Raw genomic sequence first — 20,553 nt, forward strand, 5'->3', positions numbered from 1 at the left:
AATATGCCGGTCCGTCAACCCTCGTGGATCCTCTGGTCGACCCTGCCAGCGGTCCTCCTCGTCGTCGCCTTCGGCCTGTGGCTGAGAGTCAATGTCTCCGGGCCCACGACGGTTGATCAGGGCTGGCTGAACTTCGTCGGCCTTGAACCCGACACCACCGGGTATTGGCTGGCGGTTATCCTCGCCGAGGTGGGCGGAGGTACGGGTGCCGTGATCTGCACCGGCCTGTTGGCTGCGATCTTCGTCCTCCTGCGACGATTCCGTGCCGCGGGCGTCCTCGTCACCACCATGCTCGTGGGCATCGCCCTGTCCGAGCTGCTCAAGGCAGTGGTCACCCGGGTCCGGCCCAGTGAGCAGCTCTATGAGTCTCTGGGCTATTCGTACCCTTCGGGTCATTCCATGGGTGCGGCAGCACTGGCAATGGGGCTGGCGTTCATCGTCTCCCGTGCGCACATGCTCCGGCTGGCCGAGGTGGGCGCGATTGCCCCGTTGGCGATCCCGCCGGAGGACAAGACCGCGACTCTATCCGGCGGTGCCGAGACTCTCCCCACTGAGTCCGAAACTGCTCTCACCTCTCCCACCTCGACCGACGCAGTTCCGACCGAGATCACTCCCCCGCTCGAACCCGTGCGCCTGCGGTTCCACTGGTCGATCATTGTGGCCTTCGCGTGGATTCTGCTGATGATGTGGTCGCGCACCGCACTGCAGGTGCACTGGCTCTCCGACACGATCGGCGGGGCCCTCATCGGCATCTCGGCCGCCGTCCTCGCCGACGAACTGTGGACCTGGATAACGATAAGAACCCGCTCACCTCGACTTCAGAGGTGAACGGGTTCCGTTCGCAGCTATACGACCGGTGAAGGTCAGTCCTCGCTCAATGAGACTCCGCTGAATGCCGAAGCGTTGACTGCTCCGGCCACGGCCTTGACGACTTCCTCGGACACTGCCGAGTCGACAGCCAGAACCGAGAGCGCGTCATTGTCTGTGGCAGAGGGCGAGACCTGCATGCCGGCGATGTTGATCGCATTGGCTCCGAGCGCCTGGCCCAGCTGTCCGATGATGCCCGGACGGTCTTCGTAGCGGAAGATGAGCAGGTTGTCGGTGAGTTCAATCTCCAGGTCGAAGCCGTTGACCTCGGTGAGCTTCTGCACGAGCTTCGGACCGGTCACGGTACCCGAGACGGAGATTCGCTGCCCTTCGCTTGTCGTCGCGGTCAGTCGTGTGACGTTGCGGAAGGATTCGCAGTAGGGATCGGTCACGAGCTCGACGCCGATTCCGCGCTCTTCGGCCAACAGGGGCGCGTTGACGTAGGAGACCTGATCGGACACGACGTCCTTGAACAGGCCCTTGAGCGCGGAGAGCTTGAGGACGGACACGTCCTTGTCCGCGATCTCGCCGTTGACCTCGACCTTGAAGTGGGTGACCGAGGAGTTTGCCAGTGAGTTGACGACACGTCCCAGCCGCTCGGCCAGGGGAATGCCCGGGCGCACATCCTCGTGGATGGCTCCACCAGCGACGTTGACCGCATCGGGAACGAGTTCGCCTGCCAGTGCCTTGCGCACCGACTTAGCAACGGCCACGCCTGCCTTCTCCTGGGCTTCAGCGGTCGAGGCGCCGAGGTGGGGCGTGACGTTGACGGCGTCGAGTTCCATCAGCGCCGAGTGCTCAGGGGGTTCGGTGTTCCACACGTCGATGCCGGCACCGCCGACCTCTCCTGCTGCGACCGCCTCGGCGAGGGCATCCTCGTCGATGATGCCGCCACGGGCCACGTTGATGAACCGTGCGCCCGGCTTGGCTGCCTTGAATTCCTCGGTGCTGATCATGCCGATCGTCTCCGGGGTCTTGGGCATGTGGACGGTGACGAAGTCACTGACGGCCAACAGCCCGGGCAGGTCGACGACCTCGACGCCCATCTGCGCGGCGCGTGCCTGCGTGATGTAAGGATCGTAGCCGACCAGGCGCATGCCGAATGCCTTCGCACGTTCGGCCACGAGTCCGCCGATGCGGCCGAGTCCGACGATGCCCAGAGTCTTTTCGTAGAGCTCCACGCCCGTGTACTTCGAACGCTTCCACTCCCCCGCCTTGAGCGAGGTGTTGCCGGCGCCGAAGTAGCGTGCCGAACCGAGGATATGGGCCATGGTGAGCTCGGCCGCGGAGATGATGTTCGAGGTCGGAGCGTTGACGACCATGACGCCCGCCGAGGTGGCGGCTGGGACGTCGACATTGTCGAGTCCGACGCCGGCACGGGCGATGACCTGAAGCTTCTTCGCGGCACCAATCGCTTCGGCATCGACCTGAGTGGCGGAGCGGACGAGGATCGCGTCGACATCGACGATGTCGTTGAGGAGCTGAGAGCGGTCAGCACCTTCGGTGTGACGGATCTCGAAGTCCCCTCCGAGGGCATCGATGGTGGCCGGTGACAGATTTTCGGCGATGAGCACGATGGGCTTGGGCACTGAGTTCCTCCTGTTGCGTCCGGGACGCGTCCATCTTATGAGACTTTGTGAATGCTTTCACAAAGTCTCAAATTCTGGGAAGTGCGTCTCGGCTCACTTTAGGCGAGGACCTCAGAAGCCGTTGGGCGAGTACGGCATCCGACCCAGGTTGAACATTGAGCTCGCGCGCACGGCCGCTCCGGGCACGTTTTCGTCGATGCGCCCCGCCCGCGCAAGGATCACCGGGTCGGCACCTCCGAAGTAGAGGGAGCCGAGCTCCGCGATGCCCAGGCTCAGATCGGCAGGGGTCGAATCGGGTGCGGTTTCGACGACGGCGTTCTCCCCATCCGAGGTGATCGTAAACCGGCCGCCGGCCAGGTCAAGGGAGTCATCGACTTCGATCACCAGTGTGCCGGGTACGTACCAGGGCCTGGCCTCGAGGGCCGCTTTGACGTCGAGGATCCGGATCCAGATGTTGTCCTCTGTGGACACGGTCCGGACTCGGCGGGAGTCGGTGAGCAACCAGGGCAGCGGCGAATCCTCGGCAGATTCCCCGAAGGTCACTCGCGTCGACAGATCGATGGCGGCCAGGAATGACCACAGTGAGGCGTAGGCGGCGTCCGTGACCGCGACGAAGTCGATGAGTTCGATCGTCGGCGGATTCTTCGACCAGCCGGCGAATTTATAGGACACGTAGCCGTCGGCTTCGCCCTGCTCATCGAAGTGCAGAGCCGCACGCACACCGCGGTCGGCTTCACCGGTGTCGGTGTTGAGTGCTCCGGTGGCGCGTTCGATGTAGGTCTGCTGGCGTTCCATCGCCCCCGGAGAGGTGCGCATGAACTCTCCGTAGATCTTCGGAGCCAGTTCGCGCAGTTCGCCGGGCAGGCACAGTTCGACCCGACGGTCGGGTTCATGGACCATCTTGAAGCCGGGCGAGGTGTCGACCTCGATGGAGTGTGACCAGGTGGCGACACCGAAGCCGAAGCGGGAGTAGATTCCACCTTCGGTCGCTGTCAGTGCGGCGAACGGGTATCCGTCGGCCTTTGCCTCGGCGAGGTCGGTCGTCATCAGTGACCGCAGCAGTCCGCGCCGACGATGGGTCGGCCGCACCGTCACCCAGGTGATCAGATGACCGGGTACCAAACGCCCACCACCGACGTTGACCAGCTTCTCGAACCAGGCGAAGGTCGCCACAGGAACGCTGGCGTCGAGGGCGTGTTCGTATTCCTGCTTCGCGTAGACGGCGGTGAGATTGCGACCGTCGGCGATGGCCCGCTCGACACGGTTCTTCAGCGCATCATCAGTCGATCTGGCGTCATGGAATCCCACACTCGTCGATGCGAAGTACCCCTGTGTGCGCTCATCTGGAGCACCAGTGGACTCGTCGAAGCCGGGCTTGAAGTTCTCGAAGCTGTAATTCGTCACGCTTCCAACAGTAATTCACATCACCAGGATTACGAGTCCGAATCAAGTGGAATCAGTCGCTTCACAGCGGCCGGGCACAACGAAGCCCCGGAAGCCAGAGGGCCGTCCGGGGCTTCGGAGTGTGACGATCAGCGAGCGGCAGTGCCCTCGGTGTAGTCGTCATCGGAGTCCTTGAGCCATGCGAACATCTTGCGCAGTTCGCGGCCGGTGGTCTCGATCGGGTGCGTCTCTTCCTTCGAACGCAGCTCCTTGAACTCGGGCGCACCGTTCTTCTGGTCGTTCATGAAGCGCTCGGCGAACTTGCCGTTCTGGATGTCGGCGAGAACGGCTTCCATATTCTTCTTCACGTCCGGGGTGATGACGCGCGGTCCGGAGACGTAGTCGCCGTACTCAGCGGTGTCGGAGATCGACCAGCGCTGCTTGGCGATTCCCCCCTCGACCATGAGGTCGACGATGAGCTTGAGCTCGTGGAGAACCTCGAAGTAGGCGATCTCCGGCTGGTAGCCGGCCTCGGTCAGGACCTCGAAGCCGTACTGCACGAGGTGGGAGGTGCCACCGCAGAGAACGGTCTGCTCGCCGAAGAGATCCGACTCGGTCTCTTCGGTGAATGTGGTCTTGATGCCGCCGGCACGCAGTCCGCCGATTCCCTTGGCGTAGGAGAGCACGAGCTCCCAAGCGTTGCCTGAGGCATCTGCTTCGACTGCCACGAGAACGGGCACGCCACGGCCATCGACGTATTCGCGACGCACAACGTGTCCCGGGCCCTTGGGTGCGACCATGATGACGTCGACGCCTTCAGGAGGCTGGATGTAGTCGAAGCGAATGTTGAAGCCGTGAGCGAAGAGCAGCGCGTTGCCTGGGCTCAGGTTCGGAGCGATCTCTGCGTTGTAGATCTCGGCTTGAACCTGGTCAGGAGCGAGGATCACAACGAGGTCTGCCCATTCGGAGACCTCGGCGGGGGTGCCGACTTCGAGGCCTTCAGCGGCGGCCTTGTCGCGGCTGGCGGAGCCTTCCTTGAGGCCGATGCGGACCTCGACGCCGGAGTCGCGCAGGCTCAGTGAGTGTGCGTGGCCCTGGCTGCCGTAGCCGATGACGGCAACCTTCTTGCCCTGGATGACGGACAGATCTGCATTGTCGTCGTAATAGCGTTCTGCTGCCATAGTTCTCTTGCTCCTTCAGAGGTTTGGGGTACTCCCCCATCATTTCACAGTTTGGTACTGCTGTTCATTTGTTGAGATGGATCTCGTTCCACGAAGTGGAACGTGAAGACGTCAGCTGCGCAGCGTCACTGGATTCAGCTGCGCAGGGCCCTGTCGGTGATCGACTTCGAGCCGCGGCCGATGGCCACGGTGCCCGACTGGACGATCTCCTTGATCCCGAAGGGTTCGAGGACTTCGCGCAGCGCCTCGACCTTGCCCAGCTCGCCAGTGGCTTCGACGCTGACGGAGTCAGGTCCCACGTCGACGATCTTGGCGCGGAACATCTCCACCGCCGCCGCGACCTGCGGGCGGGTGGTGGCGTTGGCCTTGACCTTGTAGATGATGTGGGCACGTCGGACCGATGTGGCCGGTTCGAGCTCGACGATCTTGATGACGTTGACCAGCTTGTTCAGCTGTTTGGTCACCTGTTCCAGAGGCACGTCCTTGACGTCGACGACGACCGTGATGCGCGAGAGCTCATCATGCTCGGTCACCCCGACTGCGAGGCTGTGGATGTTGAAGCCGCGGCGGGCGATGAGTCCGGTGAAGCGGGTGAGCACGCCGGGCTTGTTCTCGACCAGGACTGAGAGTGTGTGCCGGTTATTCATTCCAGGCCCCCTTCGATCTGTGCCACGGAGCGAACCGTGCCGTCTTCTTCCGTACCGGCCTCCGCGATCAGGCTCTCGGCCTGTTCCTCGCCCTCACCGTCGAACTCCGGGCGAATGCCGCGTGCGTATTCGATCTCGTCGTTGGAGACACCAGCGGCGACCATCGGCCACACCATGGCATCCGCCGGGACCGTGAAGTCGAGGACGACTGGACGGTCGTTGGTCTCCAGCGCCGTCTTGATCGCAGCATCGACGTCATCGTTGCTGTCCACACGCAGGGCCAGGCAGCCGTACGCCTCGGCGAGCTTGACGAAGTCCGGGATCCGGATCGTCTGATGGCCCGTGTTGAGGTCGGTGTTGGAGTACCGGCCGTCATAGAACAAGGTCTGCCACTGGCGGACCATGCCCAGCGAAGAGTTGTTGATGATCGCGACCTTGATCGGGATGCCGTTGAGCGCACAGGTTGCGAGTTCCTGGTTGGTCATCTGGAAGCATCCGTCACCGTCGATGGCCCACACGACGCGGTCCGGTTCGGCGACCTTTGCGCCCATCGCGGCAGGCACCGAGTAGCCCATGGTGCCGAGGCCACCGGAGTTCAGCCACGACTTGGGGCGCTCGAACTCGACAAACTGGGCGGCCCACATCTGGTGTTGGCCCACTCCCGCTGCGTAGACCGCTTCGGGTCCGGTCAGGGCCGAGATCCGCGAGATCACGTACTGCGGATCGCAGAGCTCGTCCTGGGTGGAGTAGCCCAGCGGGTAGGTCGTCTTGAGCCGGTTGAGGAAGCGCCACCAGGGTTCGCGCTGACGGTCGAGAGCCTTGGGGAACTTGTCGCGCATCTCGCTGAGCATCTCGGCGAGCACCTCGCGGGCGTCACCGACGATGGCGACGTCGACGTCCCGGTTCTTTCCGATCTCGGCAGGGTCGATGTCGGCGTGGATGACCTGCGCGTTCGGGGCGAAGGAATCGAGGTTGCCGGTGACTCGGTCATCGAACCTGGCACCGATTGTGATGAGCAGGTCGGCCTTCTGGAAGGCGGTCACGGCGGGCACGCTGCCGTGCATTCCGGGCATTCCGAGGTGGAGCTGGTGCGAGTCGGGGAACGCTCCGCGGGCCATCAGGGTCGTGACCACGGGAATATTGGTCGCCTCGGCGAGTTTGAGCAGTTCCTTGTCTGCCTGGGAGCGGATGACACCGCCGCCGATGTAGAACACGGGACGATGAGCCTCCGAGATGAGCCGGACGGCCTCGCGAATCTGCTTCGCATGGGGCTTGAGGATGGGACGATAGCCGGGCAGCTGCGGCTCCCCGGGCCAGACGAAGGGTGCGGTACCCGTCTGTGCATCCTTGGTGACGTCGACGAGGACCGGGCCGGGCCGACCTGTGGTCGCGATGTGGTGAGCGTTGAGGATCGCCGAGGGGATGTCCTCTGCCTTGGTGACGAGGAAGCTGTGCTTAGTCACCGGCATCGTCATGCCCACGATATCGGCTTCCTGGAATGCGTCGGTACCCAGCAGCTTCGAGCTCTGCTGACCGGTGATGGCCAGGACGGGCACAGAGTCCATATGGGCGTCGGCGAGCGCCGTGATCAGGTTCGTCGCACCCGGGCCCGAGGTTGCGATGCACACACCCAGCTTTCCCGAGGCGGCGGCGTAGCCTTCGGCCGCATGTCCGGCACCCTGTTCGTGGCGCACGAGGATGTGACGGATCTTGTCGGTCTCGAACAGCGGGTCGTAGGTCGGAAGGATGGTGCCGCCGGGAAGGCCGAAGACAGTCTCGACCTCGAGGAGTTCGAGGCTGCGGACGATCGCCTGCGCTCCGGTGAGGACCTCAGGGGTCGAGTTGCGTCGAATGCTTGACGGGGTCGCGGTCACCGGGGCTGCGCTGGGCGCGGTGCCAGTTCCCGCTGACTGGGCCGAGGGCGTGGCTGCCATCGTTTCGTATCCTTCCTAGTGATCCATCTTGTCTCCGCATGAAAAAAGCCCCTCCGGTTTCGGTAGGGGCGCGCGGAACGTGTCGTTTTGACAGGCTACGGAAGATCCGCGCGCTGGGTAATAACGACGACAAGAAGGTGAGTCATGGCTCAATAGTTCACCTCGGGCGATCAGCGTGTCAAACGACGCAATGGATCGTCTCGAAACTTGGGACGACTATCGACTGAAGCGTGAGACCTCTGCGATGCCCACTCGATTCCGCCTTGAGAGGAAGGGAAAGCCCGATTGTGAGAACCATAGACTCCGACACGCGGCCCGACTAGGCTCTTGAAGGTGCGTCCCCTCTTACGTTTCTGGCCCGATCTGCGCTCTCGCATCGGCGTGTACATCGTTGTACTCGCGCTGACCCTCCTGGCCAACGGCATCCAATTGATCATCCCCCTGATCACCGGTCACATCATCGACGGGCCCATCGCCCACCGCGACCTGTCGGGACTGTGGCTGCCAGTGTTCGGGGTTCTCGTCATCGGCATCGCCGAGGCGGTGGCACTGTGGGCGCGCAGGCTCCTCATCGCGCCGGTCGTCGCCCAGTGGGAGATCACCTGGCGTTCGCGTCTCTTCGACCGGCTCCAATACACCTCGGTGGCTATCCACGATTCCTGGGAATCGGGACAGCTGCTCTCGCGCGCGATCAATGACCTGTCTCAGCTGCGCCGCTTCTTCGCCTTCGGGATTCCCTTCCTTGTGACCACCCCGCTGATCATCATCATCGGCACCATCATTCTCACGTTCCTGCATCCGGTGTTCGGCCTCATCATGCTGATCATGGCCGTACCGACGATTGCGACGGTCACGGTATTCGAGAAGAGGTACCGGGAAGCCTCCAGACGCTCTCAGGACACGGTCGGTGAGATCACCACCGAGGTCGAGGAGTCGATTCAGGGGATCAGGATCCTCAAGTCCTTCGGCCGCTCCCCCTGGGCCGCGCAGCGCTTCTCCCACCTGTCGCGGAAGTTCCAGGGGCTCGAGGTGCGCAAGGCGAAGCTCGACTCGTGGTTCTGGAGTGTGCTCATCCTCCTGCCCACACTCGCCCAGGCCGCCATCGTGGCCGTGGGCACCTGGGGCGTCGTGCAGGGCTGGATGACCATCGGCACCGTCGTCGCCGGCGTGACGATCTCCATGGTGATGCGGATGCCGATCGAAATGCTCGGCTTCCTCCTCGCCGATGCCCTCATGGCTCTGACCGCAGCTGCCAGGTACTGGGAGGTCATCGACATCAGGCACGACATCACCGACGCCGACGGTCGGATCGCCGATGCTCCCGATGTGGGGCGCTATAAAGGTGAACTGGACTTCGACAATGTCGACTTCCATTTCGCCGACACCGACCGCGATACGTTGAAGAACCTCAATCTGCATATCGCTCCGGGCCAGACCCTGGCCATCGTCGGGGCCACCGGATCGGGCAAGACGACCTTGGCCTCTCTTGTTCCGCGGCTGCAGGATGTCACCGGCGGATCCGTACGCGTCGATGGCACTGATATTCGTGAGCTGCCCGTCAATGAGGTGCGCAACCTGGTGTCGGTGTCGTTCGAGGACCCGATCCTGTTCTCCACCTCGGTGGCCGAGAACGTGAGCATGGGTGCGCCCGGGGTCGACGATGACGCGATCTGGCACGCCCTGGAGATCACGGCGGCGAAGGACTTCGTCGAGCGGCTGCCAGAGGGTCTCGATACCCAGGTCGGTGAGCAGGGATTGTCCTTGTCCGGTGGACAGCGGCAGCGCCTGGCCCTGGCCCGTGCCGTGATCGGCGCACCCCGGATCCTCGTCCTCGACGATCCGCTCTCCGCGGTCGACGTCGACACGGAAGATCGGGTGCAACGGGCGCTGCGGGAGATCCTGCCCGATTCGACGACGCTGATCATCGCCCACCGCCCCTCCACCTCGGCACTGGCCGATGCGGTCGCCGTCCTCGACGAAGGACGCATCGTCGCGCTGGGCACCCACGATGAGCTGCTGGGATCCTCAGCGCTCTATCGCGAACTCATGGGCGCCTCCGCAGCGGCGGAGCACTCGACGCCTGGGCAAGCGACGGCCGAGCAATTCACTGAAGGAGGTGGGCAATGAGCATTCCGCGTGTTGAAGAGGATGAGGTCGAACAGCTTCCGCCGGACATCGCGAAGAAGGCCCGTGCGCTGCTGTTCTCCCTGGTCCGCCCGCACCTGCCGATGGCGATCTTCCTGCTCGTCATCGTCGTGCTCACCGCGCTGTTCCTCGTCATCGGTCCGATCTTCATCGCCGATGCGCTCGACAATGGTGTTCCGCAGGCAGTCGCCGGTGATCCGGGGCCACTGATTCGGGCGGTCTCTGCCTTCGTCATCTCCGCGATTGCCTCGGCGGTGCTCGCTTTCGCCTCGACGAGGCTCGTCGGCATCACCGCGCAGAAGGTCGTCTACAGTCTCCGTTCGCGACTGTTCGGACACATCCAGCGTCTCGACCTGGGTTATCACGAGCGCTCGACCTCGGGCCGGTTGGTGTCGCGGCAGACCTCGGACATGGAGTCGGTGCAGCAGTTCCTCACCTACTCACTCTTCGACACGGCTCTGGCGCTGTTCGAGATGACCTTCATCGCCGTGACCCTCATCGTCCTCGACGTGCCCCTGGCACTCGTGGTCTTCCTGGGGTTCATTCCGCTGTTCTTCATCACGAAGTCTGCGCACAGTTCGCAGAGGAACGCCTACCGTCGCACACGGACCTCGATCGCCAAGGTCATCGTCCACTTCGTCGAGACCATGGGCGGGATCCGTGCTGTTCAGGCCTACCGCCGGCAGCCCGATCGCCGGGGCACGCTCAAGGACGAGGACACTGCGTACCGCGACGCCAACACCGATGCCCTGCGCGGAGTCGCCTGGTTCGCGGGCTGGACGAGGCTGGTCGGCAATGTCACGCAGACGGTCATCATCATCGTCGGTGCGTGGCTCGTCATCGAAGGCTGGACGCAGATCGGCGTTCTCGCGGCGTTCATCCTCTACCTGCGCCGCTTCTACGGTCCCCTTGATGAACTTGTTCAGTCCTTCAACCTCTACCAATCAGCCTCGGCGGCACTGGAGAAGATGGCTGCCGTCCTCGACACCGATCCTGAGGTGGTCGCACCGGCCCACCCGAAGGTCCTGCCTGCGCACAGTACCGACCGGAACTCCGGTGCCACCTCGGCGGAAGGGTCCGGCCAAGCGCCCAGTGGGCGTTCGATCGACCTCAACCATGTCCGCTTCTCCTACGGCGACGGCCCCGATGTCCTCCCCCGGTTCGACCTGCGCATCCCCGCGGGAGAGATCGTGGCGCTCGTGGGTGCCACGGGTGCGGGCAAGTCGACCTTGGTCAAGCTGGTCACGCGTTTCTACGATCCCAGTGAAGGCCGAATCACCATCGACGAGGTGGACCTGCGTGATCTCGATGATGCGCAGCTGCGTAAGAGCGTGGTCATGGTGACCCAGGAGTCGTTCCTGTTCGCGGGCACGATTGCCGACAATATTCGCATCGGCAACCCCGATGCCGGCGATGACGAGGTTCTTGCCGCGGCCACGGCCGTCGGCCTGGATCCCTATATCCGCAATCTGCCCGAGGGCTACGAGACCGATGTGAAGAAGCGCGGCGGTCGGCTCAGCTCGGGACAACGGCAGCTGGTGTCCTTTGCTCGCGTGTTCCTGGCGAACCCGGACATCGTCGTCCTCGACGAGGCGACCGCGCACCTCGACATCCCCTCCGAACGCCTCGTCCAGACAGCGTTGGCGACGGTGCTCGAGGGACGCACCGCGATCATCATCGCCCACCGGCTCTCCACCGTGGAGATCGCCGACCGTGTCCTCGTCATGGACTCCGGACGCATCATCGAAGACGGCACTCCCGATGAGCTGATCTCAGGGGCAGGCAAGTTCGCGCAGCTGCACAAGGCGTGGCGGGACTCGCTGGTGTAGCTGGAAGCGTTCGCTCGCCCCAGCCAACCCAGCCACCCAGCCAACCCAGCCAACCCAGCCTCATTCGATATCAGCCCGGTGGACCGACACCAGCTAGGCCCATGGACCTGGCTACTGTCGGTTCACCGAGCTGGTGGTGCTGCGCGAGGAGTTCTCTGCCGTGGAGTTCGTGTCCGCACTAGCCTTTCGATGTCGACAAACGCCTGCCGATGCCACAGATCCTTCCAATAGACACGGATCACGTGGTACCCGAGTGCACGCAGGCGCCGTTCGCGTTCACGCTCGCGGTCGAATTCCCTTCGCAGGTCACGACCGTTGAGCGTGTATTTGGCACGGCCGTCGAATTCGATGATCGTCTTCGACGGCCGATGGATGAAGTCTGTGCGCGCCACGAAGAACCCGTTCTCATCAAAGATCTCGAACTGCGGCTCGATATCATCCAGGCCGAGTTCATGCAGACGGATCGCGACGATAGATTCTCCCGGTGACTCGTGCCGGGCATCGGCCAGGGCGAGTGCCGCATCGACTCGATGACAGTTCCGGGCCTCCTTGCAGGTTGCAAGCAAGGTGCGGAGCTCCTCCTTGGTGACCAGCTGTCTCCGCAGAGCATCATCGAGCATCGGAATACTGACCTCAAGCTCGTAGTCACGGGCGACGTCGATGAGCGTCCGCGGCTTCGAGGTCAGCATCATACCGCCGAGCAGCTCGACATGTACAGTGCCGAGCTCTCGCCTACGAACGATCAGTTGAGCGAACCGCGCACTGGAATTCGGCCTGATGACTTCCACCCGGGAATGCTCGATCTGCACCACCTCGAGCTGCCACAGCAATGCGGCAGACAGGTGGGAGAAGACATCGCTCGTCGCTTGTGGGCCCTTCGTAGTCTTCCTGTTGATCCTGTCGGCGCGAGCTCGGATCAGCACTTTCACCCGCTCGATGGCATCACGCTTATCTCCCAGTCGCACGAGTTCGTCGGCATCCCCGTCCGCGAGAGCTGCCCAGATCTTCACATGCCGAGGATTCGCACACGTGCTCGTGACAGCGAACCGACCGCGCGCAACGCGCTCGAGGCAACACCCGATCGCGGCACGAATGTCGCGGTCCGAGTAGCCGAGACGCATCAGATCCGTCGTCGCAAAGACTTGATACATGACACTATAATCCATCAAACGCCATCAAACAGCAATACTTTGTATACGACCGTCCCCAACGATCTCGGGTAGCTCAAACGACCTGCCGCTCTTCAGCTCGGTGAACCGGCACCAGCTCGGTTCATGTACCGGGCTGGTGCCGGTTCACCGAGCTGAAGATCCTCAACTGCTAATCCATACGACAACGTGTATTGTTGTGAAGCAGACTGTTCGACTCGACGAGGAGGAGGCCGATGGACGCGGAGACGGAGAACGGAGTCGGTCCTGCGGCCGCAGCCGAAGCTGGCAGCGAAGGCGGCCCAGAACTCGAAACTCAAGCCGGAGCTGGAGCCGGTTCCACGGTCAGGACCGAGCTCGTCACCATAGCCGAGGAGCGACGGATCATCGGCGACGCCATCGCTCGGGGGCAGCAGGTGACTAGATGGACCGCGATGATCATCGGACTGCTGTTCATCGCTTCAGGATTGTGGTGGGCAGGCATCCTCGTCGTCGTTGTGACGACATTCGATCTGCCCCGCGTCGCGACTCAGCGCTATGCTCGCAAGCGTGGGGTCCGATTGAACGCGCCTTCCCTCAACGAGGTTGAGAAAACATCTCTGTCAGGCCTGTTGATCCCGGTCGTATTCTTCCCGGCTATCTGTGTACTCATCGTCGTCGAAGCAAAGCTCGGGCATCCTCTGCTGCCGTGGTCTTGGAAGGCCCCGCAACACCAGGCAGATGATCTATACATGATCATGCCGCTCGCCGTCGTCGGCCTGGTCATCACAATCGCATGGTTCGTTCGACGCAGAAGACTGAACCGGCAGCACAAGGATGCCGTCCAACGCTGATCAGCGTTACAAAGCCGAACAGACTGCGACGAGCGATCTCGACCTGGTCAGCATCGCCCCCATCACGGAGTACCTTGAACATGACTCAGATCAGCATTGCTCAGTCGCGGCGCGGGCCACACTGCTGGCACAGTCGCGATTCAGGTCAATCGCGAATGAGGGGGACGAAGCGATAGCTGCCATGCCGAGTGACGGTGATGCCCGCGTCTGCGTCAGCTCCCGAGTCTGCGGATCCGATGCGCACAACTCTCAGCATTTCCCCACCGACGGGGATGACCATAACACCTCCGATGCTGAGCTGTTCGACAAGCTCATACGGAAGCGATTCAGACCCGGCCGAAACGAGAATTCGGTCGAAAGGGCCGGCTTCCGGCAAACCAAGCACTCCCTCGGTCGCTGCGATGATCTCGACACTACCCAGGTCGACGGCGTCCGGATCAATTTCGCTCAGGGACGCCCGCGCGCCGTCGATGAGCCGACGGTAGCGCTCCACTCCGCTCACTCGACCGCGTCCTCCGACCAGCACGCCGAGGAGAGCCGTCGTCCATCCCGAGCCGGACCCAAGATCGAGCACCCGGTCACCCTCACGTGGGCCCAGGAGCGTCAGCATGTCGGCGACCGTGCTCGGCTGTGAGTTAGTCTGCCCATCGCCGATCTGCAGCGGCACATTGCTGGAAGCGAAGCCTCGTTCCTTAGCAGGCAGGAACAGCTCGCGAGGAACCTGGGCGAAGGCTTCGGCGAGTGAGTCAGCTTGTCGATCGGATGCCATAGAATCCTCCAATGCTGTGACATCTACGCTACTCCCCCACCCGATATCGCTACCGCCAACCGAGTATCGTTGACCCGTGACGAATACCGACCTCGAACGCGCGCAGACCCTGATCACCTCGATCCCTGATTACCCCCAGCCGGGAGTCAGCTTCCGCGATATCTCACCGCTCATCGCCGATGGTCCCGCGCTGCGTGCAGTCACCGAGGCGCTCATCGCACCCTTTGAAGGACAGTTCGACATCGTCGGTGGCCTGGAGGCTCGCGGTTTCCTCTTCGCGGGAACGATCGCGGCAATGACTGGTGTGGGCATTCTGCCGATCCGCAAAGCAGGCAAACTCCCCCGCCCGGCTGCAGCGGTGTCATACTCACTCGAATACGGGACTGCAACGATCGAGGGCCCCGATGTGCTCCAAGAGGGCGAGCGCGTTCTGCTCGTCGATGACATCCTCGCCACTGGCGGCACCCTGTCCGCTGCGCAGGCTCTTGTGAAGGAACTCGGCGCGGAGGTGGTCGGCTCGGCAGTCGTCCTTGAGCTCGAGGCGCTCGGCGGACGAGCTATCACCGGTGATGTGCACACCGTCTTCACAGACTGAAACACCTCACTGGCCAGGAGTAGTCAGTCTGGGCCAGCAGCAGTCAGCTACGGGCAGGTATCGTATTTCGCGCGCAAGGTGTCTTGGATCTTCAGCGCCGCCGAGGTCCGATATTCAGCCGGTTCCCGTTCCCCGTTGCTGTTCTTGTTATAGGTGCAGGCACCAACGCTCACCGTTCCTCCTGCCGTCTTATTGTGCTGACGTCCTTCGGGCTGATCCGCCCACCAGGTGAATCTCCATGGCTCTGACGTGCCGTCGTTGATCTGATCGATGAGCGTCGTGAGCTTCGTCGTGGCATTCACCTCGTCGGTGAGATGTGCGGAGGCAAATGTCACCTGGTCATCGTGGATCTCGATCCTGTCCAGCTCCCGGGTGCCCGGATGAAACGCGGTAGCCAGTTTGTCCTGTGCCTGCAGAGAATAGGGAAATGCCACCTTCCATTCCGTGGTCCCAGAGTTTCCGAAACTCACTCGCATCTCTTGCGACCCGAACACATCTCTGACAGCAGACATCACGGTGAATGCGTTTCCGTCGGTATCCCAAATCGACAGCGAATCATCGAGATCATTGTCGTTGTTGGCCTCCCAGCTCAGCGTCTTTGCGTTCAGCGTTGACGCCAGGCTCCTGAGTCGCGGGAGTTGCTGTCTCAACTCGTCGAGGTCCGGTTTGCCGTTGAGGGCAATAGAAATGTGCGGCAACCTCAACGTCAGATCTCGCCCATAGTCGACGAAATCGTCCCCGGCCTCGCTGTTCAAAGTCTCGGCCACATTGACCAGGTCATCGTCGGTCGCTCCTGGCGCCATATCTACCCTATAGACCAGCCGCCGCCCTATTTCGAAACTGTTCTGATATTCGCCACTGACACTCTCTACTCCAGGCAGTGCAGAGAGCGCACCCTCGATCTCGTCTGCACGATCGCTGAGATCCGGCCGACCGATGCAGCCCGACAATCCGATGGTCAACGCTGCGAGGGCGATCATGACCAGAGTGACCCTGTATGCCGGAGTAGTGGTGCGCATATTCTCAACTTAACCGGGCTTCTCCTAATCGACGCATCCGGACTGTGGCAGTTCCGTCACACCCGGTCCAGGACCCGCGGTCGGTGCACTTGTTGAGTCAACGATCGCGCTTCCAGTCTGAAAGCTGTGCCTGGCAACTGGGAATACAACTCAGCGGTCGGCGCGTTATAGGCTCGGACAGGCACCGCCACCGCGGTGCCCTGCGTTTGCACCACATCAGACCATTACCCGTGACGAAAGGCGGCACCTTGACGGTTCCCACACTCACACTCAATGACGGCAAGACCATTCCCCAGCTGGGCTTCGGCGTCTTCAAGGTCGACCCCGAGGAGACCGAGCGCATCGTCACCGATGCGCTCGAGGTCGGCTACCGCCACATCGACACGGCTGCCGTCTACGGCAATGAAGAGGGCGTGGGCCGCGCCATTGCGAACTCCGGCATCGCCCGAGATGAACTCTTCGTGACCACCAAGCTGTGGAACGATCGCCACGGTGCCGAGGAATCGAAACGCGCCCTGGGCGAGAGCCTCGAGAAACTGGGCCTCGACCACGTCGACCTCTACCTCATCCACTGGCCGACACCTGAGAACAACAACTCGGTCGAGACCTGGGAGGCTTTCCCCTCCTACCGTGATCAGGGTCTGACCACTTCGATCGGTGTCTCGAACTTCGACCACCGCTACCTGCCCCAGATTCTCGACACCGGGATCATCCCGGCCGTCGACCAGATCGAGTGCCACCCGCAGTTCCAGCAGATCGAGACTCGTCCGCTGCTGACCGAGCACGACATCAAGGTCGAAGCCTGGGGCCCCCTCGGGCAGGGCAAGGTCGACTACGCGGACACAGTCATCGGTGAGATCGCGTCAACCCACGGCAAGTCCTGGGCGCAGACCATCATCCGCTGGCACCTGCAGCGCGGACATGTCGTCTTCCCGAAGTCAAACAACCGGGATCGCATGGCCCAGAACTTCGATGTCTTCGACTTCGAACTCACCACCGCCGAGGTGGCATCCATCGATTCGCTGGAAAACGGCGGTCGTGTCTCCGGTGACCCCGCCGAGGTGAACTGAGCCTTAAGCACTACCTGAGTCGCGTCGGCTTCACGCCGAAACACGACGGTGAAGGCCCGCTCGGAGCTTCTTCGCTCCGGGCGGGCCTTTTCCTCATCTCCCGACTTGCCTCTGACCTCACGTCAGCTGACGAACCGGCTCCCCCGCCATCCATGCGGCAATGTCTTCGACTGCCTGAATGAAGAAGATCCGATACGTGTCATCGGTGACGTAGCCCAGATGCGGGGTCAGCACGGTCCTCGGCGTGCTGCGCAGGCGGTGATCAACCGGCAGCGGTTCGCTGTCATACACATCGATTCCCGCGCCGCGAATGCGACCTTCCACCAACGCGTCCTGCAGTGCTTCCATGTCGACGAGACCCGCCCGAGAAGTGTTGATGAAGATACTGCTCGGCTTCATCAATGACAGTTCCTCAGCAGCGACGATCCGGCGGCTTCGTTCGCTGAGCTTGTAGTGCAGGGTCACGACGTCGGAGGTCGCGAAGAGTTCTTCCTTGCTCACAGCGTGTGCCCCCACATCAGCGGCCCGCGCCTCATCGAGGTTCTGACTCCAGGCCACGACGTCCATGCCGAATGCCGCCCCGACACGAGTAACCTGGGTGCCCAGCCTGCCCAGTCCGATCACACCGAGCCTGTGACCGAAGAGGTCACCGCCCACAGTGGACTGCCAACCATCGGAGTGCACGGCGGCGTCTTCGACCGGGATGCTGCGCAGCACTGAGAGAATGAGTCCCCAGGTCAGCTCTGGAGTCGCCGAGGTTGTCGATTCGGTTCCGCAGACCGTGATCCCCTGCCCTCGGGCCGCATCCAAATCGATCGATGCGTTGACTCTGCCGGTTGTTACCAGGAGTTTGAGATCCCGCAGCTGCGAAAGTCGGTGGGCGGAGAAAAGGGTGCGCTCACGCATGGCAACGACAACCTCGGCGCCAGCTACAACCTGCACCAAATCCTCGGTGTCGCGGATCGGGCGGGAGACGAATGTGATCTCAGCCCCCAACGCCTGCCAATCCGCATAGCCGGCCGCCACATTCTGGTAGTCATCGAGCACAACGATGTGCATGTCTGTCCTTCCTCGGAGGTTGCGGGGTTTTGCAAACGACCCTGTCTTTCATCGTATAACCGATAGGCTGGGCCCGTGAGCGCACCGATCATCCTCAGACAACGCAGCGGCCCCATCATCACCATCATCGTATGGGCGTTCCTTGCCCTGCTTCTGGTTGATGCGATCGTGCGCGGCTCCTGGGACACCGTGGGAACGTTCCTTCCACCCCTAGCTCTGGTAGGGTGGCTCGTCTTCATGCTCCTGTGGCGGCCAGCAGTCATCGTCGAATCCGAGCATGTCGTGATTCGTGAAATCCTGCGCACCACCACTGTGCCCTTTGCCGACATCACTGACATCCGGCTGAGCACGGTCGTCTCCATCATGGCCATCGCACCGAATGGGACCACCCGCACATACCGCCCGTGGAATGCGCCCGGGATGCCCCGCCGCAAGATCGACTCGGGGCTCACCGGCGGCACACGCCCTGAGTCCGTCGACAACCACCCTGCCTTCGAACTGCTCCGCCGCTGGGAGAACAATCACCAGGGTTCGAATCTCGCGAAACCTACCAACACCCCCGGCACCACCACAACGGTGTGGAACCTCGGCGTCCTGGGAGTCTGCCTCGTCCTCATCCTGCTTGTCGTCTTCGGCAGCCTGTAGACGTGTGGGTCAATGGAGCCGGCCCCGTGGGAGAACGTGAGTACACGGGGCCGGCGATTGAGGGTGATCGTTTTGATCACGTGGATTGATCAGATGGTGAGCCTCACAATCACTTCTTGAAGCCGATGCTCGTCCAATCGGGAGTCTCGAGCTGACGCGGCCCGAGATTCATAATGTCGTCCTTGACGCCCCAAACGTATGGGGTCGGATAGAACGGGATCAGAGGCTTGAGTTTGAGCACTTCGGCATCACCCTCGTTCGCCAGCTTCTTCGCCTCGTCCGGGTCGAGGGTCTTCGTTGCGGCCTTGAACTTCTCACCGATCGCATCGCTGGAGATCTTCGAATGGTTCTGCTCGGAATCGGCCGGGTAGAACAGGTTCGACCCCGACGAGATCGGGAAAGCTGTGCCTTCCCAGGTGAACGTGGCCATGTCGAAGTTGCCGTTGAGCACGTGATCGGCGAAATACGCAGCCACCGGGACGGTCTCTATCTTGATCTTGAAGCCGACCTCGTTGAGATCCTTCATGATCTGCTCCGCGCGCTGGGCGTTGGAGGCGGTGTCTGCGGGGACGACGATATTGAACTTGAGCTTCTCACCGTCCTTCTCACGCACCCCGTCATCGCCGGCCTTCCAGCCTGCATCGTCGAGGATCTTCTTCGCGGCATCCTGATCGAAGTCGAGACTGCCGTCAGTATTGTCCTGATAACCGTCCTGGCCCGGCATGAAGGTGACATTGTTGACCAGTGTCACCGGTGCTTCGACGGGGCCGATGGCTGCCTGGGCGATGGCCTCGCGATTGATGGCGTGACCGATCGCGTCCCGGACTTCCTGCTCCTTGAGGGCGCCCTTCTCTGCGTTCATGGTCACGTGCGTCCACTGCATGCCCTGGGTCTTGAAGATCTCGCCGTCTTTGCGCTTGCCAGCCGTCTCATATGCGTCGCCGTCGGTGCCGATGTCAACGAGGTCGATCTCCTTGTTCGCATAGGCCTGGGCCTGCTGCGCCTGCGAGACGACCTTGAAGACGACCTTATCCAGTTTGGGTTCCTGACCCCACCACTTGTCGTTCCTGACCATGGTGATGACGCCAGACTTGTTATCGACCTTCTTGGCTTTGAACGGCCCGTTCGAGGGCAGCACCTTCTTGACGTAGTCCTTGTTGAATGTCTTGGGATCTTCCGCGATCTCGTTCGGGATGAAGGCACCGATGTAGTTAGGCCAGTCGATGTTCGGGGTCTTGAACGTGACATTGACGTCATACTTGTCCTTACCGGACTTGATGCTCTTGATGTCCTCGAAGCCCTTGGTCGAGGCGACCTCGAACTTCTTGTTCTCACCGCTTTGCGTCTTCCAGAACGCCTCATAGTCCTCGACGTCGATCGGGGTGCCGTCTTCCCAGACTGCGTCTTTGTTGAGCTTGACGTTGATGACGAGAGGATCTTCGCTGGCGATCTCCACGCTCTCTGCATAGTCTTTGTCGACTTCCCAGCTACCATCTTCCTTGATCTTGACCGGTCCGCCCAGCGAGGTGCTGTAGAGATTGTTATTGTCCACGTGTGCACCGTCAGCATGGTAATAATTGAGGCTGGCCGGGATCTCGGTCATCGGATAGGTGAGGGTTCCACCATCGTCAATCTCGTCATAGTCTGCCTTCTGGTAATCGACAGACGGCAATCCCGCGATCTCCTCGTTCGCTTTGTCGCTGTCGACTCCTGCTGAGTCTTTGTTGTCCTGTTGGCAGCCGGAGAGGGCGAGCCCCAATGCCGCGGTCGCGGCGACAACCATTGTCGCCTTGTTCCTCATCTTCATGAGTTCCTCTTTCCTGTTCTCTGTGTGGGAATC

At 62.1% G+C, this 20,553-nt stretch carries 17 protein-coding genes; 7 read left to right on the top strand and 10 right to left on the bottom strand.

The features are described from left to right. The first annotated feature begins 3 nt into the window (after nt 1–3). Nucleotides 4–828: a phosphatase PAP2 family protein gene (locus tag INT29_RS12050; protein WP_193071765.1), complete on the top strand. Its 825-nt coding sequence runs from the start codon at nt 4–6 to the stop codon at nt 826–828. Between the two features lie 35 nt (nt 829–863). Here the strand turns inward: INT29_RS12050 and serA are convergent, their stop codons facing one another. The 5 genes from serA to INT29_RS12075 all read right to left on the bottom strand — a co-directional run bounded on the left by serA (nt 864) and on the right by INT29_RS12075 (nt 7,601). Then, nucleotides 864–2,456 carry a phosphoglycerate dehydrogenase gene (gene serA, locus INT29_RS12055; RefSeq protein ID WP_101574259.1) on the bottom strand — a complete coding sequence of 531 codons (1,593 nt, stop codon included), beginning with the start codon at nt 2,454–2,456 and terminating at the stop codon, nt 864–866. A 111-nt stretch (nt 2,457–2,567) separates the two neighbouring features. Next, a complete protein-coding gene (locus tag INT29_RS12060; protein WP_101574258.1) occupies nt 2,568–3,860 on the bottom strand; it encodes a GNAT family N-acetyltransferase in 1,293 nt (430 codons plus the stop codon). 128 nt (nt 3,861–3,988) lie between these two features. Then, nucleotides 3,989–5,020, bottom strand: a complete 1,032-nt coding sequence (gene ilvC / locus INT29_RS12065; RefSeq protein WP_101574257.1) for a ketol-acid reductoisomerase — start codon at nt 5,018–5,020, stop codon at nt 3,989–3,991. 134 nt (nt 5,021–5,154) lie between these two features. Further along, nucleotides 5,155–5,667: an acetolactate synthase small subunit gene (gene ilvN, locus INT29_RS12070; protein WP_096178825.1), complete on the bottom strand. Its 513-nt coding sequence runs from the start codon at nt 5,665–5,667 to the stop codon at nt 5,155–5,157. Further along, entirely contained in the window at nt 5,664–7,601 is a 1,938-nt protein-coding gene (locus tag INT29_RS12075) for an acetolactate synthase large subunit (RefSeq protein ID WP_193071766.1), read from the bottom strand. Before INT29_RS12075 ends, ilvN begins: the two co-directional genes overlap by 4 nt. A 333-nt stretch (nt 7,602–7,934) precedes the next feature. Here INT29_RS12075 and INT29_RS12080 point away from each other — a divergent pair, with 333 nt between their 5' ends. After that, a complete protein-coding gene (locus INT29_RS12080; RefSeq protein ID WP_308298072.1) occupies nt 7,935–9,728 on the top strand; it encodes an ABC transporter ATP-binding protein in 1,794 nt (597 codons plus the stop codon). Continuing rightward, nucleotides 9,725–11,575, top strand: coding sequence for an ABC transporter ATP-binding protein (locus tag INT29_RS12085; protein WP_193071767.1), 1,851 nt, complete (start codon nt 9,725–9,727; stop codon nt 11,573–11,575). The genes INT29_RS12080 and INT29_RS12085 overlap by 4 nt, the downstream gene beginning before the upstream one ends. Nucleotides 11,576–11,697: 122 nt before the next feature. On the opposite strand, the gene INT29_RS12090 is transcribed toward INT29_RS12085, so the two are convergent. Next, nucleotides 11,698–12,726: a hypothetical protein gene (locus INT29_RS12090; RefSeq protein WP_193071768.1), complete on the bottom strand. Its 1,029-nt coding sequence runs from the start codon at nt 12,724–12,726 to the stop codon at nt 11,698–11,700. Between the two features lie 233 nt (nt 12,727–12,959). Between INT29_RS12090 and INT29_RS12095 the strand changes: the two genes are divergently transcribed. After that, nucleotides 12,960–13,556: a hypothetical protein gene (locus INT29_RS12095; RefSeq protein WP_193071769.1), complete on the top strand. Its 597-nt coding sequence runs from the start codon at nt 12,960–12,962 to the stop codon at nt 13,554–13,556. Between the two features lie 145 nt (nt 13,557–13,701). On the opposite strand, the gene INT29_RS12100 is transcribed toward INT29_RS12095, so the two are convergent. Further along, nucleotides 13,702–14,325, bottom strand: a complete 624-nt coding sequence (locus tag INT29_RS12100; RefSeq protein ID WP_101574251.1) for a protein-L-isoaspartate O-methyltransferase family protein — start codon at nt 14,323–14,325, stop codon at nt 13,702–13,704. 76 nt (nt 14,326–14,401) lie between these two features. Here INT29_RS12100 and INT29_RS12105 point away from each other — a divergent pair, with 76 nt between their 5' ends. After that, complete coding sequence (locus INT29_RS12105; protein ID WP_193071770.1) at nt 14,402–14,920, top strand: adenine phosphoribosyltransferase; 519 nt, start codon at nt 14,402–14,404, stop codon at nt 14,918–14,920. 47 nt (nt 14,921–14,967) lie between these two features. Here INT29_RS12105 and INT29_RS12110 read toward each other — a convergent pair whose 3' ends face one another. Beyond that, nucleotides 14,968–15,939 (bottom strand): hypothetical protein, encoded by a 972-nt coding sequence (locus INT29_RS12110; protein ID WP_193071771.1) that lies wholly within the window; start codon nt 15,937–15,939, stop codon nt 14,968–14,970. Between the two features lie 248 nt (nt 15,940–16,187). On the opposite strand from INT29_RS12110, the gene INT29_RS12115 reads away from it, so the two are divergent. After that, on the top strand, nt 16,188–17,009 hold the full coding sequence (locus INT29_RS12115; RefSeq protein ID WP_101574248.1) for an aldo/keto reductase: 822 nt from the start codon (nt 16,188–16,190) through the stop codon (nt 17,007–17,009). A gap of 117 nt (nt 17,010–17,126) precedes the next feature. Here the strand turns inward: INT29_RS12115 and INT29_RS12120 are convergent, their stop codons facing one another. After that, nucleotides 17,127–18,068 carry a D-2-hydroxyacid dehydrogenase family protein gene (locus INT29_RS12120; protein ID WP_193071772.1) on the bottom strand — a complete coding sequence of 314 codons (942 nt, stop codon included), beginning with the start codon at nt 18,066–18,068 and terminating at the stop codon, nt 17,127–17,129. Nucleotides 18,069–18,143: 75 nt separating this feature from the next. Here INT29_RS12120 and INT29_RS12125 point away from each other — a divergent pair, with 75 nt between their 5' ends. After that, the gene (locus INT29_RS12125) at nt 18,144–18,713 is read left to right on the top strand and encodes a PH domain-containing protein (protein ID WP_101574246.1); all 570 of its coding nucleotides are present in this window, start codon (nt 18,144–18,146) and stop codon (nt 18,711–18,713) included. A gap of 109 nt (nt 18,714–18,822) precedes the next feature. Here INT29_RS12125 and INT29_RS12130 read toward each other — a convergent pair whose 3' ends face one another. Beyond that, nucleotides 18,823–20,520, bottom strand: a complete 1,698-nt coding sequence (locus INT29_RS12130) for an ABC transporter family substrate-binding protein (protein WP_193071773.1) — start codon at nt 20,518–20,520, stop codon at nt 18,823–18,825. Nucleotides 20,521–20,553: the final 33 nt, after the last annotated feature.

Origin of the sequence: Brevibacterium sp. FME37 (assembly GCF_014897485.1) — a bacterium.
Taxonomy (GTDB): Bacteria; Actinomycetota; Actinomycetes; order Actinomycetales; family Brevibacteriaceae; genus Brevibacterium.